The sequence below is a fragment of the Thalassotalea sp. Sam97 genome (genome assembly GCF_041379765.1).
In the GTDB taxonomy this organism is placed as follows: Bacteria; Pseudomonadota; Gammaproteobacteria; order Enterobacterales; family Alteromonadaceae; genus Thalassotalea_A; species Thalassotalea_A maritima.
The window spans coordinates 1,015,431-1,030,669 of sequence record NZ_CP166919.1 but is presented as its reverse complement, the minus strand read 5'-3'; the positions used below and the strand labels follow the sequence as shown (position 1 = coordinate 1,030,669).

The 15,239-nt window shown below is 43.4% G+C and carries 16 protein-coding genes and 1 tRNA gene; 7 read left to right on the top strand and 10 right to left on the bottom strand.

Going from position 1 to position 15,239, the window contains the following annotated elements:
- The first annotated feature begins 168 nt into the window (after positions 1-168).
- Positions 169-609 carry a hypothetical protein gene (locus ACAX20_RS04545; RefSeq protein ID WP_371188911.1) on the top strand — a complete coding sequence of 147 codons (441 nt, stop codon included), beginning with the start codon at positions 169-171 and terminating at the stop codon, positions 607-609.
- Between the two features lie 33 nt (positions 610-642).
- Here ACAX20_RS04545 and ACAX20_RS04540 read toward each other — a convergent pair whose 3' ends face one another.
- The 5 genes from ACAX20_RS04540 to ribE form a co-directional block, all read right to left on the bottom strand.
- On the bottom strand, positions 643-1,218 hold the full coding sequence (locus ACAX20_RS04540) for a HutD family protein (protein ID WP_371188909.1): 576 nt from the start codon (positions 1,216-1,218) through the stop codon (positions 643-645).
- A gap of 74 nt (positions 1,219-1,292) precedes the next feature.
- Positions 1,293-1,766, bottom strand: coding sequence for a phosphatidylglycerophosphatase A (locus ACAX20_RS04535; RefSeq protein ID WP_371188908.1), 474 nt, complete (start codon positions 1,764-1,766; stop codon positions 1,293-1,295).
- A gap of 20 nt (positions 1,767-1,786) precedes the next feature.
- Entirely contained in the window at positions 1,787-2,746 is a 960-nt protein-coding gene (gene thiL / locus ACAX20_RS04530) for a thiamine-phosphate kinase (RefSeq protein WP_371188907.1), read from the bottom strand.
- A gap of 15 nt (positions 2,747-2,761) precedes the next feature.
- Positions 2,762-3,181 carry a transcription antitermination factor NusB gene (nusB, locus tag ACAX20_RS04525; protein ID WP_371188905.1) on the bottom strand — a complete coding sequence of 140 codons (420 nt, stop codon included), beginning with the start codon at positions 3,179-3,181 and terminating at the stop codon, positions 2,762-2,764.
- A gap of 10 nt (positions 3,182-3,191) precedes the next feature.
- Positions 3,192-3,656 carry a 6,7-dimethyl-8-ribityllumazine synthase gene (gene ribE / locus ACAX20_RS04520; RefSeq protein ID WP_371188904.1) on the bottom strand — a complete coding sequence of 155 codons (465 nt, stop codon included), beginning with the start codon at positions 3,654-3,656 and terminating at the stop codon, positions 3,192-3,194.
- A gap of 186 nt (positions 3,657-3,842) precedes the next feature.
- On the opposite strand from ribE, the gene ACAX20_RS04515 reads away from it, so the two are divergent.
- On the top strand, positions 3,843-4,163 hold the full coding sequence (locus ACAX20_RS04515; RefSeq protein WP_371188902.1) for a DUF6170 family protein: 321 nt from the start codon (positions 3,843-3,845) through the stop codon (positions 4,161-4,163).
- Positions 4,164-4,258: 95 nt separating this feature from the next.
- Here the strand turns inward: ACAX20_RS04515 and ACAX20_RS04510 are convergent, their stop codons facing one another.
- The 4 genes from ACAX20_RS04510 to ACAX20_RS04495 form a co-directional block, all read right to left on the bottom strand.
- A complete protein-coding gene (locus ACAX20_RS04510; protein WP_371188901.1) occupies positions 4,259-5,005 on the bottom strand; it encodes a VacJ family lipoprotein in 747 nt (248 codons plus the stop codon).
- Between the two features lie 201 nt (positions 5,006-5,206).
- Positions 5,207-6,544, bottom strand: a complete 1,338-nt coding sequence (locus ACAX20_RS04505; protein WP_371188900.1) for a sigma-54-dependent transcriptional regulator — start codon at positions 6,542-6,544, stop codon at positions 5,207-5,209.
- A 159-nt stretch (positions 6,545-6,703) separates the two neighbouring features.
- Positions 6,704-7,804, bottom strand: a complete 1,101-nt coding sequence (locus ACAX20_RS04500; protein ID WP_371188898.1) for a PAS domain-containing sensor histidine kinase — start codon at positions 7,802-7,804, stop codon at positions 6,704-6,706.
- Between the two features lie 124 nt (positions 7,805-7,928).
- Positions 7,929-8,612: a flagellar hook assembly protein FlgD gene (locus ACAX20_RS04495; protein ID WP_371188897.1), complete on the bottom strand. Its 684-nt coding sequence runs from the start codon at positions 8,610-8,612 to the stop codon at positions 7,929-7,931.
- Between the two features lie 268 nt (positions 8,613-8,880).
- Here ACAX20_RS04495 and ACAX20_RS04490 point away from each other — a divergent pair.
- Positions 8,881-8,957: transfer RNA gene (locus ACAX20_RS04490), tRNA-Arg, on the top strand.
- A gap of 88 nt (positions 8,958-9,045) precedes the next feature.
- Here the strand turns inward: ACAX20_RS04490 and ACAX20_RS04485 are convergent.
- The gene (locus tag ACAX20_RS04485) at positions 9,046-9,186 is read right to left on the bottom strand and encodes a hypothetical protein (protein ID WP_371188896.1); all 141 of its coding nucleotides are present in this window, start codon (positions 9,184-9,186) and stop codon (positions 9,046-9,048) included.
- A 509-nt stretch (positions 9,187-9,695) separates the two neighbouring features.
- Between ACAX20_RS04485 and tkt the strand changes: the two genes are divergently transcribed.
- The 4 genes from tkt (at position 9,696) to fba (ending at position 15,173) form a co-directional block, all read left to right on the top strand.
- A complete protein-coding gene (gene tkt, locus ACAX20_RS04480) occupies positions 9,696-11,687 on the top strand; it encodes a transketolase (protein ID WP_371188894.1) in 1,992 nt (663 codons plus the stop codon).
- A 36-nt stretch (positions 11,688-11,723) separates the two neighbouring features.
- Positions 11,724-12,761: an erythrose-4-phosphate dehydrogenase gene (gene epd / locus ACAX20_RS04475; RefSeq protein ID WP_371188893.1), complete on the top strand. Its 1,038-nt coding sequence runs from the start codon at positions 11,724-11,726 to the stop codon at positions 12,759-12,761.
- 30 nt (positions 12,762-12,791) lie between these two features.
- Complete coding sequence (locus ACAX20_RS04470; protein WP_371188892.1) at positions 12,792-13,973, top strand: phosphoglycerate kinase; 1,182 nt, start codon at positions 12,792-12,794, stop codon at positions 13,971-13,973.
- A 135-nt stretch (positions 13,974-14,108) separates the two neighbouring features.
- A complete protein-coding gene (gene fba / locus ACAX20_RS04465) occupies positions 14,109-15,173 on the top strand; it encodes a class II fructose-bisphosphate aldolase (RefSeq protein ID WP_371188890.1) in 1,065 nt (354 codons plus the stop codon).
- Positions 15,174-15,239: the final 66 nt, after the last annotated feature.

Here is a 15,239-nt window from a genome sequence, read left to right as displayed (position 1 = left end):
GCATTCCCTAATACAAATACGTTATGCTAACCGAGAGACTATAAATTTTAACAACACAACAACATCCCTGATACCGGAATAATTAAGTAGCACAGGCCATAATCGAGACTTGGGAAGTGAATAAGGAACCTTCACTTTGTGCTAATGGATGCGTTTAATGAGCATGGTATGAGAATATTTGTTTGGTTGCTTGTGGTCGTCTTGTCGAAGAACAGCTTTGCCTTAGCGCTAGAGGAGCTTTCTGAACAAGACATTAATCACATTGCGCAACAAGTCATAAACTATCACAAAACCGAAGATCCGCGTTTGTTACGTGAGATTTTATCATCGCAACTGGCTGTTACCGTAAGTCAGGGCTCTGACTATGTAGGCTTTAAAGTTCACTACGATCGTCAAGAGTATCTAACGTATCTGGCCAAAGGGCATAAAAGCACCACACGCCGGGGTACCGATGCAAAAGTCATTTCGACTGAGTACTTAGGCAACAAAGAAGCGAAGATTATTATTCGCTATCGCTCAAAACGATTAAATCGTTACGTGTGGATGGAAGCTATTGTTGGCTTGGAAAATAACCAAGCGAAAATTATCGAAATTGATGAGTTTAACTAGTCACATTTGCAATGAGCAGTTTACGGCCATTAATTAGCGATTTATTTGAGTTAGCCTAAACACGATAACTTGCTGACCAGAGACGATAATTTCCTCTATCGCGTGAGTTATCGTCGCTAAACTAAATTGAGTAAGATTTGCTTTACTGTCATCGCTAGAAAGTGCCAAACCATCTGCTAAGGAAATGACAAACACCAAATCAGCAGGCTTGATAGGCTGTTGCTGACATACCACAAATGTCTGTACATCAGCCATATACGAGTCTTTGTTAGTCATTAAGTTGATATTTTTAATCGTGCCAGTAGCTAGTTTACTATTGGTTTGCCAACCACCGTCAAAACTTGCAACATCGAGTGGAATATTAAGCTGATCGATTTGGCCGTTGTCATGGCTAAGCGTTAAACCATAGCCTTCAATTAATACCATATGACGATGATAGCCGGAAAAATCGGAAAATATCCCCTCCTCACTTACGGTTGCGCTACTAATGCGCCAATCAAACTGCTCATCACAACCCGCGCTATTCATGGCAAGTTCTATGGTTTGTCCCTTGCCGTTTTTCCATAATTTGGTTTGATATTGATTTGGATTGATAACATCTATCGTCATTATCGGTCGTCCGTTACAAAGCGAAGCGCAATCAGTGTTTAACTAAGTGTGCGTTAATCACGGGTAGAAGTTTACTAGAAGATGATGTGCATTAAGGTAAGCGCTAAGATACCAGCGATAATGTCATCTAACATGATACCAAAGCCACCACCAACCTTTTTATCAGCTAGTGAAATCGGCCAAGGCTTAATGATATCGAAGATACGAAAAATGATAAAACCCATCAACAAGGTTTGCCACGACAGCGGGATAGCGATCATGGTGATGGTAAAGCCTGCTATTTCATCCCAGACAATAGCACCGTGATCATGTACGCCAGCATCTTTCGATGCTTTATCACAAATCCAAATGCCAAGTAACGAAATAACCACGGCACCAACAATAAATACATTAGTAGAAAATTGAGCCAGCAAAAATATAAATGGCAGTGCCGCGATGGTGCCAAAGGTGCCTGGTGCTTTTGGCGCTAAGCCGCTACCAAAGCCGAGTGCTAAAAAATGAACGGGATTACGCAGGTTAAATAGTTTACGTGGGTTATTTTCGTTCATATAGCGCTCTTATTGGTTTATTAAGAAAAGTGCTCAAAGCCAGGTTGGCTGACGTTAAATGGCTCGCCATTATGAAACACTTGAATGATTTGCGATGGGTTAAGTTGTCCTAAACAACGATAATCGACATTGGCGTGCGCCATGGCTGTTTCAACACCAACTTTATTGGTCGCCGGGACAGTGAAAATTAACTGATAATCGTCGCCCGCGGTTAATGCCATATTTATCGCTTGTTCTTTACCAAGATTTGTAAGTAATGTTTCTGACATTGGAATATTATCAGCGTCTAGATCAATACCGAGCGTTGATGCCTTACATAAGTGGGTCAAATCAGCTAATAAACCGTCTGAAACATCAATCGCTGCTGTAGCGAATTCACGGATCATTTGTCCAACAAGTACCTGTGGCTTAGGAAAATCAAGCTTTTTCATGACCTTTTGCCGGTCTTGCTCAGCCAAGTCTACCTGACCGTTAATCGCAGCTAATGCTAAGCCGGCATCACCGACCGTGTTGGTCACAAAAACATAGTCACCGTTTTGCGCACCATCACGCCGTAGCACACGCTCTTCAGGCACTAAGCCTTGGGCAGTAATGGTAATACTGAGTGGACCTTGCGTGGTGTCGCCACCAATCACTTGTACATTGTAGTATTCGGTAAGTTCAAACATTCCTTGGCTAAACTCGCGAAGCCATGACTCATCAACACTAGGTAATGTGATGGCCACCGATATCCAGCTTGGCATTGCCCCCATAGCGGCAAGATCACTCAAATTCACCGCCACAGCCTTATGGCCAATAGCGCGAGGGTGAGTGTCAACAGGAAAGTGAACGCCGGCCACCAAGGTATCGGTTGTGACCGCAATAAGGTTATCACCGCCGGCTGACAATAGGGCACAGTCATCGCCTATGCCCAATGTCACATCTTTACGAGCAACAGGCTGTGCCGTAAAGAATTGTTTGATTAATTCAAACTCTTTCATAAAACAGAATATAGATTATTCGTTTGGACGAAACTCACTAACGACCTTATCTAAAACGCCATTAACGAATTTGTGGCTATCGTCGGCAGCAAATGCTTTTGCTAATTCAATAGCTTCGTTAATAACCACGCGATACGGTACATCCTTGCATTCGCTTAGCTCGTAAATGCCAACACGTAAAATTGCTTTCTCAACCTGGTCAACGTCATCTAATGGACGCGCGACATGAGGCGCAATGGCCGCATCTAAAACGCCAGTGCGAGCGGCTACGCCACGTACCAATTTTGAAAAATAGTCGATTTCAAAACGACGCTTTGCATTATCCGCAATAAAATTTGCTTCAATGTCAGAGATGTCATTGCCAGTTAGTTGCCATGAATACACAGCTTGCACTGCTAATTCACGTGCTTTTCTGCGAGGAGATGGTTTAGCCAAATCTTTATACCTACAGTTGTTCTAATACATTAACCATTTCAAGGGCGCTTAATGCAGCTTCTGCGCCTTTGTTACCAGCTTTAGTTCCTGAACGCTCGATTGCTTGCTCAATAGAGTCTACAGTAATTACACCAAATGCCACAGGAATATCAAATTCCATAGCCACTTGAGCAAGGCCCTTGTTACACTCACCAGCAACAAAATCAAAGTGTGGCGTACCACCACGGATTACTGCACCAATGGCGATAACCGCGTCGTATTCACCGTTTTTCGCTAGTTTTTTCGCTGCTACAGGTAGCTCGTAAGCACCCGGTACACGAACCACTGTAATGTCATTATCATCAACGTGACCGTGACGCTTAAGGGCATCAACAGCACCTTCAAGCAAGCTTTCTACAACAAAGCTATTAAAACGTGAAACTACGATAGCGAACTTTTTACCGCTAGCAACAAAAGATCCTTCAATTACGTTCATTTTTCTTAACCTGTTTTTAAAAATTGGCGCAATTGTAGCAAAAGCAAAAAGATTTAGGTACTTAAAAAAACAACAAATTTATAATTACAGATTAGCGCTTGAATGCGCGATATTTTCTCTTGTCTCAGTTTGCTGGCGGTGATGAGTTTGCTACAATAACGCTTAAACTAGTTTAGACGATGCCGTATGAAATTCTATTTTTCTTCCAATCAATTCGAGCAGTTACAAGCCTTTAATTTTTCAGAAAAACAACAAATTATTGAGCTTGCGAATAATAAAATGCCTGCGCCGACCAAGTTTGCACTTAATCTGTTAAAGCTGTTGATATTGATACCGCCATTTTTATTGTTGGCAAAAATCGACTCTTGGTTATTTGTCTTGCCATTGGCCTTGGTACTGGTTGCCTATTTTGTTATTTTACGTCCTATATCATTGATGTTTCTAAGTAAACACATCGATGCAGCAGTAGAGCAATTTAACCGGCGACAAGCCTCTGACAACAATTAATATCGGCTTTGTCAGCTCATTATTAACTGTTAAGATCAAAACAGGCGCTTACATTTAGCAAGCGCCTGTTTTTTTATTAAGTACACGGTACTGGTTTAAAACTCTTCAAGTAGCTCGTCCAGCTCTTGTTCTTGCTCTTCGTTAATCTCTACGGGTGGATTACCATCATACAAGCGATAACGAATATTTTGGAAATAGGCATTTTTCACAAACTCGTACGGATCCAATGACTCATTTAATAACGCTTCTTGCTCAGCTAATGACGCTCTGGTTTCTAAGGCGATCACTAAATTACGCGCAACATTAGGCCAAAAGTCAATAATCGCTAGTGGCCAGTAATAGCCATCAACAAAGTCGCCAACCTCATCACGCACCGAACTTGGACCCAGTGCAGGTAGCATTAAATAAGGGCCATCAGCCACACCGTAATAACCAAGAACCTCACCAAACTCTTCTTCTTCGCGCAGCAAGTCGGCATGTTTGGCGACATCAAACCAACCAAGTAAGCCTACCGTTGAGTTTAAAACAAAGCGTCCAACCGCCACACCTGCTCGCTGAAACTTGCCTTGCAATACATTATTGACCGCAGTGAAGGGCTCATTAAGGTTGAGGGCAACATTGTAAACACCATTACGAACCGGTGTCGGCACGACATCAACATAAACCTCGGTTACCGGTTTAAACACGTATTTGTCAGCATAATCCCAATTGAATGTCCAAATAGGTCTATTTATTGATTCTAATGGATCGCGAGGATCCTGAGACTGCGAGGTTGTGCTACACGCTGATAGCAGCAATATGGTCACCGTGGTTACTACCACTTTAACAAACTTAGGGATCATAGTTTTAACTTTTCCTGTTCAGGCTCTGAATTGGTCAATTCTCGATTTTTCTCGGTATAAGCAACACATATGGTGATGATTTAACAGAATTCAATCGTTGATTAATCGATAAAGCAGATCCAGCACTATCGCTTGAGTCTAGCAAACTTCTGATGTGAGTCATTATCCGATTAATATTTTTTATTCTATTACTTGGCTTTGTTACGCAGGTAATTCAATACCAGACTCGCGCATCTTAGCAAGTTTATAACGCAAGGTTCGAGCGCTGATGCCAAGCCGCTCAGCCATATCTTTACGTGAGCCTTCGCAAGACTGCATCACATCCAAAATAATTTGAAACTCTTGATGTTTAAGTTCACTACCAAGATTTTCGTCTGCTTTGGTTACCGCTGTCACCGGGGACGATGAAGGTTCTGCCAAGTAAATATGATCTTCAAGTAAAATATCATCATCGCTAATGTGTTCTGCTGTTTTGACTATTAACGCGCGTTGAATCACATTATCAAGCTCGCGAACGTTGCCCGGCCAGTGATACCCCAAGAGCTTATGTTGCGCGCAGTCGTTAATACGACAACCGCGACCATGATAACGTTCGACAAACGACTGCGCCAAAACCAAAATATCGCCGGGGCGCTTTGCTAAAGGCAACCACTTTAATGGGAAAACATTTAAACGATAATATAGGTCTTCTCGAAAGACCCCTTGTTGAACGGCCTCTTTGAGGTCTCGGTTAGAGGTCGCAACGACCCTTACATCAAGCTTAATAACTTTACGCGAACCTAATCGCTCAACTTCTCTCTCTTGAATAACACGAAGAATTTTGGCCTGCAAAGCCAAGTCCATCTCGGTGATTTCATCAAGTAAAATAGTCCCGCCTTGCGCTTGTTCGAACTTACCTGGACACGCGCTAATGGCCCCTGTAAAAGCCCCTTTATCATAACCAAATAAGGTTGCTTCTAACATATTTTCAGGGATCGCAGCACAATTTATCGCAACAAATGGCCCCTGTTGACGCCGAGAACGCTGATGAATATAACGAGATAAAACTTCCTTTCCTGAACCACTCGGTCCTAAAATCATCACCGATGCATCTGTTCGGGCAACCTTGTCAGCCAAACTGAGTAATTTTAAGCTACTCTCATCTTGGACAATAGGCTGCTCTTTATCAATGACTGGTAGCGGCATATATTGCTCTATCATATTCAGCAACACCTGTGGGGCAAAAGGTTTAGCGATGTAATTACTGGCACCACCTTTAATCGCCTCAACCGCATTGTCGATGCTGGCGAATGCTGTCATAACAAGGACAGGCATAGCATGCCATCGGGCGCGAATATTTTTAAGTAACGCTAAGCCATCCATCGACCCCATTTGCACATCCGTAACGACTAAATCAATTGGTTGTTGATTTAAAATAACCAACGCCTGCTCGGCACAATCTGCCGTAAGACATCGATATGAGGATAAAGCTATGGTATCAACAACAGCTTCGCGTAAGCCTGAGTCGTCTTCTACGACCAAAACAACTTGCTGGGACATACTTGGTCTCTTATTCTTTTTATACTTTCAGATTTCTGCACAGTGATATTAATCAGTCAAAATCACAGCATTGAAGTGATCGGTTACTAGCTTTTTCGTTCTTGCGCTGTTGCTAATATTTAATAACCTACGTTTAACAATGCGATTAACCAATGCAATTTATATTCGTTTACTAGCAACGTATAAAGGTAAACTCAAACGAAAATGTCCCCCATCCACAGGGCTACAAACTACACTCGCATCACCATGATGTGCTTGAGCAACGGCTTTAACGACCGCAAGCCCAAGCCCTGTACCTTGAATTTTTGAGGTATAAAAGGGCTCAAAGACTTTGTCTACGTCTTGTTTTGCCACTCCATCACCGTTATCAATCACATCAATCCAAACGGTTTGTTTATCGACTACCACCGTAATTTCTACGACAGCGTCAACATTAACCGCTTCAATGGCATTTTGAATAAGGTTTTGTAATGCCCCCATAAGGGCTGTTTCATTAGCAACTACGTTAACCGGCGCAGGCCCTGCCCCCTGATAATGTAGCTCTGCATTAGATTGCTTTTGCGAATGCTCTAACTGCTGTAATGTTTTGCGGATCATATCATCAACACTAACCACGCCAACCACTTGTTTGCGACCATCTTTAGCATACAACAGCATGTCACTGACTTGCTTTTCAAGCTCTTGTAGTCGCAACAACAGCTTATTCTGAAATTTATGCTTGGTCTCGCTCGATAAATTATCGGCTTGTAAGTTAGCACTATAAAGCAGTGCCGCAGACAGCGGCGTACGAATTTGATGTGCTAGCGTAGACATCATTTGCCCAAGTGCCGATAATCGTTGCAACTGACTAATTTCGTCTTGCAATAAACGAGTTTCTGTTAAATCGGTAAGTAAAATTAACTGCCCGGAGTTACCATTAAACGCGGCTATATCCAACTTTATACGACGACCATTAACTAGCGATATTTCATGGCCATCATCTTCTTTAGGTTGAAAAAACTGCTTGATCACGTCAACCCATACTTTGCTTACTAATGTACATGCAAATAACTGCTGTGCCGCCTCATTAGCATTAGTTATGACACCGTCATCATTAATAACGATAACGCCCATAGGCATCACGTTGAACAACTGCTGTAACTGCCCTGCCTGCACACGCAATTGCGCTAACTCGCCGGCAAAAGCCTCTTGTTGCAAACATGGTACAGGGTTGAACACTGTGGCCGCGGACTGCGGACTCGCGCCACTGGTTACATCCATTATCGTCTCCCGTTAATTGTAGGGCGTGTTTACACCGACCACAGCCCCGTATTCAATATTAAAATCACTAAAACTTTTATCTTATGGTAATTAACCCGGCCGCTCAAACATTCCTCGCCAGGTGTTATTTTCGCTCTATATATTGCACATCACTTAGCTGTACAGTTTGTCCATTAGCCAACCACAAGCACGTTTCTTTTCGGCTCGTGGCGACCGTTACTTGCGTTACTTGCTCAGCTATTAGTGGCGTTAACTGCATCACTTTGCCATCAACAATCGCTGAGACAATTAACTGATATTGACCTACAGGTGCTTGCTCACCTGAACGCATATCGCCTTGCCATATAAAGCTAACAAGAGCCTTTTCGCTGTCTCCAAGAGGAATGATTTTTACTATTTCTGCTTGCGCATTCTCGATGTAAATAAATATATGCAAACACTTTTTAGGTAGCTGTAAATAACCTTTAAGTTGTTTAGCGCGAAAGTCCCACTGTGCGCAAGCGATCAATACTCGGCGACCAATCAAACAGGATGCTCGTAAGGCTTGCAGCGACCTATTGTCGTTATGATGTTGTGGTAGCGGCGTATGGTTAAAGTCTCTAATACCATAATAAATGCTATTGGCTAGGATACTTGAAAAGCTGTTTTCTAATTCAGGAATATCGGTACGTGATGTCGCAATAGGCAAAGGAACAATATCGGCTAAATACTGCTGTATCGGGATTTGCTGAAGTTCTGCAAGTCCATGGTTCTTGCGATAACCCTTAGTTACTTTTACCGAGCCGATGCTGTCATGATCATTTTGCACAGTATTTTCCAAAACCAATAAAGATGGTGAGACCATCAACGTAAAGTGTAAAGCGCTATTGATTAACCATCATAATACTTTGCGATATGATTTTCGAGTGGCTTTATGGCAGCTAACATCCTGCTTCTAGGCCGTGCCGAGTATTACGACGCGGTTCATTAACGCTTTATTTTAAATCTATGCGTAAAAGGCACTAAGTCGTTTACAATCAAATAGATGTTCGCTAACGTAGACATAGCTAGCACCAATAACGATGCCTACAACGTATGTCCCTGTAGCTCAGCTGGATAGAGCAAGCGCCTCCTAAGCGCTAGGTCGGAGGTTCGACTCCTCTCAGGGACGCCAGCTCCCCCCGGTTGCCTGCCAAGTGAGTTTCACAGACATAAAAAAACCCTGCTTCACAGGGTTCAATGACGCTCGCAAAAACTATTTATTATTTTTGTTCTACTACAGAGTCGCTAACGTCTAACTCTTGAGAGGCCTTACTACTAGACAGTCCAGCACTTATCGCCAACAACAGTACGGTAATAAACACCGTTGCTAAATTGACACCTCTCAAAGATTTTCGATTCATGACACAGGCCCTGAACAACTTAATTATTATTGATAACAAAAAACACTCTATCGCCTCACAAGTACAGTTACAAGCTTTTAACAGATTAAATCGTTATAAGGGAGAAAGTTTATATAACAGTAACCAGCACTTAAAACTTACAAAAAAATGAAACTCATAACATTCAATAACTTACAGGCAACCATCATTGTTGAGGCACACTTCACCTCTGCCAACAACACAATTTAGACTATAATAATCGCCAAAATCGCCCTTGCTCTGGAAGCAAAAGAAAGGCAAAATAAAACCTTTCATAACGAGTTACAACAAGTTACTACAGTGCTATTTCACTTTGCTTTTCAGCTCCTTGTAACGGTGATAAAACATTCTACCCCGAGTCAGTGCCAAGGTACCCACTGAGTAATGTAATATTTTCTTGATAAAACAAGGGTTTTACATTGCACATCAACGCGTACTAAGCGAGAATACGGGCGGTTTTTAATAAGTATATCTATATCAGTGGAGCGACAATGCCAACACGTCAACAACAGGCAAATGCCATTCGTGCGTTAAGCATGGATGCCGTACAAAAAGCGAATTCTGGCCACCCTGGTGCCCCTATGGGCATGGCGGATATTGCACAAGTATTATGGTGTGATCATTTAAAGCACAACCCAACTAATCCTAATTGGAGTGATCGTGACCGGTTTGTTTTGTCAAATGGTCACGGTTCAATGCTCATCTACTCGCTATTACATTTATCTGGCTACGATGTCACTATTAATGACTTACAAAGCTTCCGTCAGTTACATTCACGTACGCCTGGCCACCCAGAATTTGGTTATACACCTGGCGTAGAAACAACGACAGGTCCACTAGGCCAAGGTATTACTAACGCTGTCGGTTTTGCCATTGCCGAGAAAGCCTTAGCAGCCCAATTTAACCGCGATGGTTTTGCAATTGTTGACCATTATACGTGGGCATTCATGGGTGACGGCTGCTTAATGGAAGGCATCTCGCACGAAGCCTGTTCATTAGCCGGCACACTAGGCTTAGGCAAGCTCATCGCTTTTTGGGATGACAATGGGATTTCTATCGATGGCCACGTTGAAGGTTGGTTCTCTGATGATACCCCTGCTCGCTTTGAAGCCTACGGTTGGCACGTTGTTCGTGACGTTGATGGTCACAACCCGGAACAAATTGATGCGGCCATTAAAGCAGCGAAGGCTGAAACCAATAAGCCTACGTTGATTTGTACGAAGACGGTTATAGGTTATGGCTCACCAAACAAAAGCGGCAGTCACGACTGTCATGGTGCGCCACTAGGCGACGCTGAGATTGCCGCAGCTCGTGAATTTTTAAATTGGCCGCACGCGCCGTTTGAAGTACCAGCGGATATTGCAAGTGCTTGGGATGCTAAACAACAAGGCCAAGCGTCAGAAACGGCTTGGAACAAACTGTTTGAAGATTATCGCTCAGAATATCCTGAGCTTGCAGGTGAATTTGAACGCCGTATGCGCGGTGAATTACCTGCTAACTGGCAAGCTCATGCACAACAATACATTGAACAACTGCAAGCAAACCCTGCCAATATCGCCACTCGTAAAGCAAGCCAAAACTGTTTAGAAGCATACGGCCCTGTACTACCAGAGTTTATTGGTGGTTCAGCTGATTTAGCAGGTTCTAACTTAACTTTATGGTCTGGCTCTAAAGGTATTTCAGCAGAAGACGCATCAGGCAACTACCTATTTTACGGTGTACGTGAATTTGGTATGTCGGCAATCATGAACGGTATAGCCTTACACGGTGGCTTTGTCCCTTATGGTGCAACCTTCTTAATGTTTGTTGAATACGCTCGTAATGCTGTACGTATGGCGGCGTTAATGAAGCAGCGCAGCATTTTTGTTTACACACATGACTCTATTGGCTTGGGTGAAGATGGCCCAACTCATCAACCTGTTGAGCAACTTGCTAGCTTGCGTCTTACCCCTAATTTATACAACTGGCGTCCATGTGATGCGGTTGAGTCAGCGGTAGCGTGGAGAATGGCAATCGAACGCAACGATGGTCCATCGTCGTTAATTTTCACTCGTCAAGCTTTACAACAACAAGAGCGTGACGCCGAGCAGCTAGCAAACATTGCTCGTGGTGGTTATGTTCTAAAAGACTGTGAAGGCAAGCCTGACTTAATCTTTATTGCCACCGGCTCTGAAGTAGAGTTAGCAATGCAAGCAGCTGCCCAACTTACTAACCATAAAGTCCGCGTTGTTTCTATGCCATCAACCGATGCCTTTGATGCACAAGATGCCGCTTATCGCGAGTCAGTGTTACCTAGCGATGTAACGGCTCGCGTGGCTATCGAAGCAGGTATTGCAGACTTCTGGTACAAATATGTTGGTTTTGATGGCCGCATTATTGGTATGTCTACATTTGGTGAGTCAGCACCTGCTGATGAACTATTCGCCATGTTTGGCTTTACCGTAGACAACGTGGTTAATACCGCACGCGAGTTACTCGACTAAAAAGATATAGGCCGGGGGATCCCGGCCTTTTTTACAATGACAATAAATATTGCAATTAATGGATTTGGCCGCATTGGCCGCAGCGTATTAAGAGCGCTTTATGAAACAGGCCGTACCGACCAATTCAAGGTAGTAGCAATCAACGAACTTGCCAAACCTGAGGGTATTGCCCATTTACTGAAATACGATACTAGCCATGGACGCTTTGCGTTTGATGTCCGGTATCACAACAATCATTTACAAGTAGCTGGTGACGATATTCGTTTACTGCATGAAGCCGACACCCAAAAACTACCTTGGCAACAATATAACGTTGACATTGTGTTGGACTGCACAGGCATCTATCACAATCGAGAACATGCCGCGTTACATTTAGCACAAGGAGCGAAACAGGTCTTATATTCTCAACCAGCAAAAAATGACGTAGATACAACCATAATATTTGGCATTAATCATAAGCAGCTTACCGGCCAACACCGAATCGTCTCCAATGGTTCTTGTACTACCAACTGTATTGTTCCGGTTATCCAAGTATTAGATCAAGCGTTTGGTGTGGAGAGTGGCACGATAACCACCATTCACTCATCAATGCACGATCAACAAGTCATTGATGCATATCATGATGACCTGCGTCTATCACGCTCAGCAAGCCAGTCTATAATTCCTGTAGATACTAAACTTGCCGCTGGTATTGAGCGCATATTACCCAAATTTTCAGGTCGTTTTGAAGCGATTGCGGTGCGAGTACCGACGGTGAATGTTACGGCAATGGATTTAAGTGTGACGGTAAATACTGACGTTGATATCGAACAAGTAAACCAAGCCATTAGTGATGCCTTAAATGGTCCTTTACAGGGAATTCTTGGTTTTACTAAAGAGCCTCTGGTGTCTATTGATTTCAACCACGACCCACACTCATCGATTGTTGACGGTAACTCAACTCGAGTCAGCCATAAACGCTTAGTGAAACTGCTTGTATGGTGTGATAACGAGTGGGGCTTTGCCAATAGAATGCTAGATACTGCATGGGCCATGAATCACGCCCCCCATGAAACCGAAAAACAAAAATATTAGCGAAATACATAGGTTTAACGGAGAACTATTATGTCTGTTATTAAAATGAGCGATCTGGATTTAGCGACTAAACGCGTATTGATCCGTGAAGATTTAAATGTACCTGTAAAAAATGGAGCCATCACCTCAGATGCTCGCCTACGAGCAGCACTACCGACCATCAAACTCGCGTTAGCACAAAACGCAAAAGTGATGGTGATGTCACATTTAGGTCGCCCAACAGAAGGCGAATATAGTGACGAGTTTTCAATGCACGTTGTTGCCGATTATTTAGCAAACGCGTTAGGCATTAATGTCCGTTTAGAGAAAGACTACTTAGATGGCGTTGATGTGGCTGATGGTGAGTTAGTCGTATTTGAAAATGTTCGCTTTAACAAAGGTGAAAAGAGTAATTGTGATGAATTATCACAAAAGCTAGCGAGCCTTTGTGATGTCTATGTGATGGATGCATTTGGTACCGCTCATCGTGCACAAGCAAGCACTCATGGTGTTGCCAAATATGCGCCGGTAGCCTGTGCAGGACCATTACTTGCCGGTGAATTAGAAGCGCTAAGTAAAGCACTTGACAACCCTAAACGCCCACTTGTTGCAATTGTTGGCGGTTCCAAAGTATCGACCAAGTTAACTGTATTAGATTCGCTAGCAAAAGTTGTTGATCAGCTGGTTGTTGGTGGCGGTATTGCCAACACTTTTATTGCAGCTGCTGGGCACAACGTTGGTAAGTCATTATTTGAGGCAGATTTGATTGATGAAGCAAAACGCTTAACTGCCGATGCGAGAGCTAACAATGGTGATATCCCGGTACCAACCGATGTTGTCGTTGCAACCGAATTTAGCGAAGCGGCGAGCGCTACCTTAAAAGCAGTTAACGATGTTGCAGATAACGAAATGATTTTCGATATCGGCCCTGATTCAGCGGCGGCACTGGCAAGTATTTTAGAGGACGCAGGAACCATTGTTTGGAATGGTCCTGTAGGGGTATTTGAATTTGATCAATTTGGCGAAGGTACTAAAGCCATTGCCGAAGCGATTGCCAAATCGCCAGCGTTTTCTATCGCCGGAGGTGGTGACACCTTAGCGGCGGTTGATAAATACGATATAGCCGACAAAGTATCTTATATTTCAACAGGTGGCGGTGCTTTCTTAGAATTCTTAGAAGGTAAAAAACTTCCAGCTGTGGCTATTTTAGAAGAGCGTGCAGGCAACGCTTAATAAAATCAAGAGCCTGGTTTTAAAAACAAAAGTAAGCAGCAAAGACTGCCCAACAATATTACAACTTGAATCATAATAATAGCGCCGTTAGTTTCTATTTCGGCGCAGCTATCACACAGAAAAGGAGTGTTGATAATGGCTTTAGTTTCTATGCGACAGATGCTTGACCACGCGGCAGAGCATGGTTATGGCATCCCGGCATTTAACGTAAACAACCTAGAGCAAGTGCGTGCCATCATGCAGGCGGCAAACGATACCGACAGCCCAGTTATTTTGCAGGCGTCGGCTGGCGCTCGTAAATACGCTGGCGCACCGTTTTTGCGTCACTTGATCTTAGCCGCAGTAGAGGAATTTCCACATATTCCGGTGGTTATGCACCAAGATCACGGTACCTCGCCGGCAGTATGTCAACGTTCAATTCAGTTGGGCTTCTCGTCCGTTATGATGGATGGTTCACTGATGGAAGATGGTAAAACCCCATCAAGCTATGAATACAACCTTGACGTTACTCGTCGTACCGTGGAAATGGCGCATGCTTGTGGTGTTTCAGTGGAGGGCGAATTAGGTGTACTTGGTTCTTTGGAAACCGGCTTGGCTGGTGAAGAAGACGGCATTGGTGCAGAAGGTATTCTAAGCCACGATCAACTATTAACCGATCCAGAAGAAGCAGCGGATTTTGTCGCCAAAACACAAGTTGATGCCTTAGCTATCGCTTGTGGTACCTCACACGGTCCGTACAAGTTCACCCGTCCACCAACAGGTGACATTTTAGCTATCGATCGCATTCGTGCCATTCATGAGCGAATTCCCAATACGCACTTAGTTATGCACGGTTCTTCGTCTGTTCCACAAGAGTGGCTAGCTGAAATCAACGAATTTGGTGGCGATATCCCTGAAACTTACGGGGTACCGGTTGAGCAAATTCAAGAAGGCATTCGTAACGGTGTTCGTAAGGTAAACATCGATACTGACTTACGTTTAGCGTCAACGGGAGCTATTCGCCGCTTTTTAGCTGAGCACCCAAATGAATTCGACCCTCGTAAATACTTAACGGTATGTACTCAAGCGATGTATGACATTTGTAAAGACCGCTATGAAGCGTTTAATACAGCAGGTAACGCAAGTCGTATTAAGCCTATTTCATTGAATAAAATGTTCAAAAAATACGAAGCCGGCAAACTTAAAGCCATCATTAACTAAGCTAAATTAGCAACTTAGTTAATTTAGAAGTCTACAAGGGAGCCTCGCTCCCTTTTTATTATCTCA

Bases quoted from the DNA above. Each gene is read 5' to 3' on its own strand.
- ACAX20_RS04545 (WP_371188911.1), top strand. From the start codon at position 169: ATGAGAATATTTGTTTGGTTGCTTGTGGTCGTCTTGTCGAAGAACAGC.
- ACAX20_RS04540 (WP_371188909.1), bottom strand. From the start codon at position 1,218: ATGACGATAGATGTTATCAATCCAAATCAATATCAAACCAAATTATGG.
- ACAX20_RS04535 (WP_371188908.1), bottom strand. From the start codon at position 1,766: ATGAACGAAAATAACCCACGTAAACTATTTAACCTGCGTAATCCCGTT.
- thiL (WP_371188907.1), bottom strand. From the start codon at position 2,746: ATGAAAGAGTTTGAATTAATCAAACAATTCTTTACGGCACAGCCTGTT.
- ribE (WP_371188904.1), bottom strand. From the start codon at position 3,656: ATGAACGTAATTGAAGGATCTTTTGTTGCTAGCGGTAAAAAGTTCGCT.
- ACAX20_RS04515 (WP_371188902.1), top strand. From the start codon at position 3,843: ATGAAATTCTATTTTTCTTCCAATCAATTCGAGCAGTTACAAGCCTTT.
- ACAX20_RS04510 (WP_371188901.1), bottom strand. From the start codon at position 5,005: ATGATCCCTAAGTTTGTTAAAGTGGTAGTAACCACGGTGACCATATTG.
- ACAX20_RS04505 (WP_371188900.1), bottom strand. From the start codon at position 6,544: ATGTCCCAGCAAGTTGTTTTGGTCGTAGAAGACGACTCAGGCTTACGC.
- ACAX20_RS04500 (WP_371188898.1), bottom strand. From the start codon at position 7,804: ATGGATGTAACCAGTGGCGCGAGTCCGCAGTCCGCGGCCACAGTGTTC.
- ACAX20_RS04485 (WP_371188896.1), bottom strand. From the start codon at position 9,186: ATGAATCGAAAATCTTTGAGAGGTGTCAATTTAGCAACGGTGTTTATT.
- tkt (WP_371188894.1), top strand. From the start codon at position 9,696: ATGCCAACACGTCAACAACAGGCAAATGCCATTCGTGCGTTAAGCATG.
- epd (WP_371188893.1), top strand. From the start codon at position 11,724: ATGACAATAAATATTGCAATTAATGGATTTGGCCGCATTGGCCGCAGC.
- ACAX20_RS04470 (WP_371188892.1), top strand. From the start codon at position 12,792: ATGTCTGTTATTAAAATGAGCGATCTGGATTTAGCGACTAAACGCGTA.
- fba (WP_371188890.1), top strand. From the start codon at position 14,109: ATGGCTTTAGTTTCTATGCGACAGATGCTTGACCACGCGGCAGAGCAT.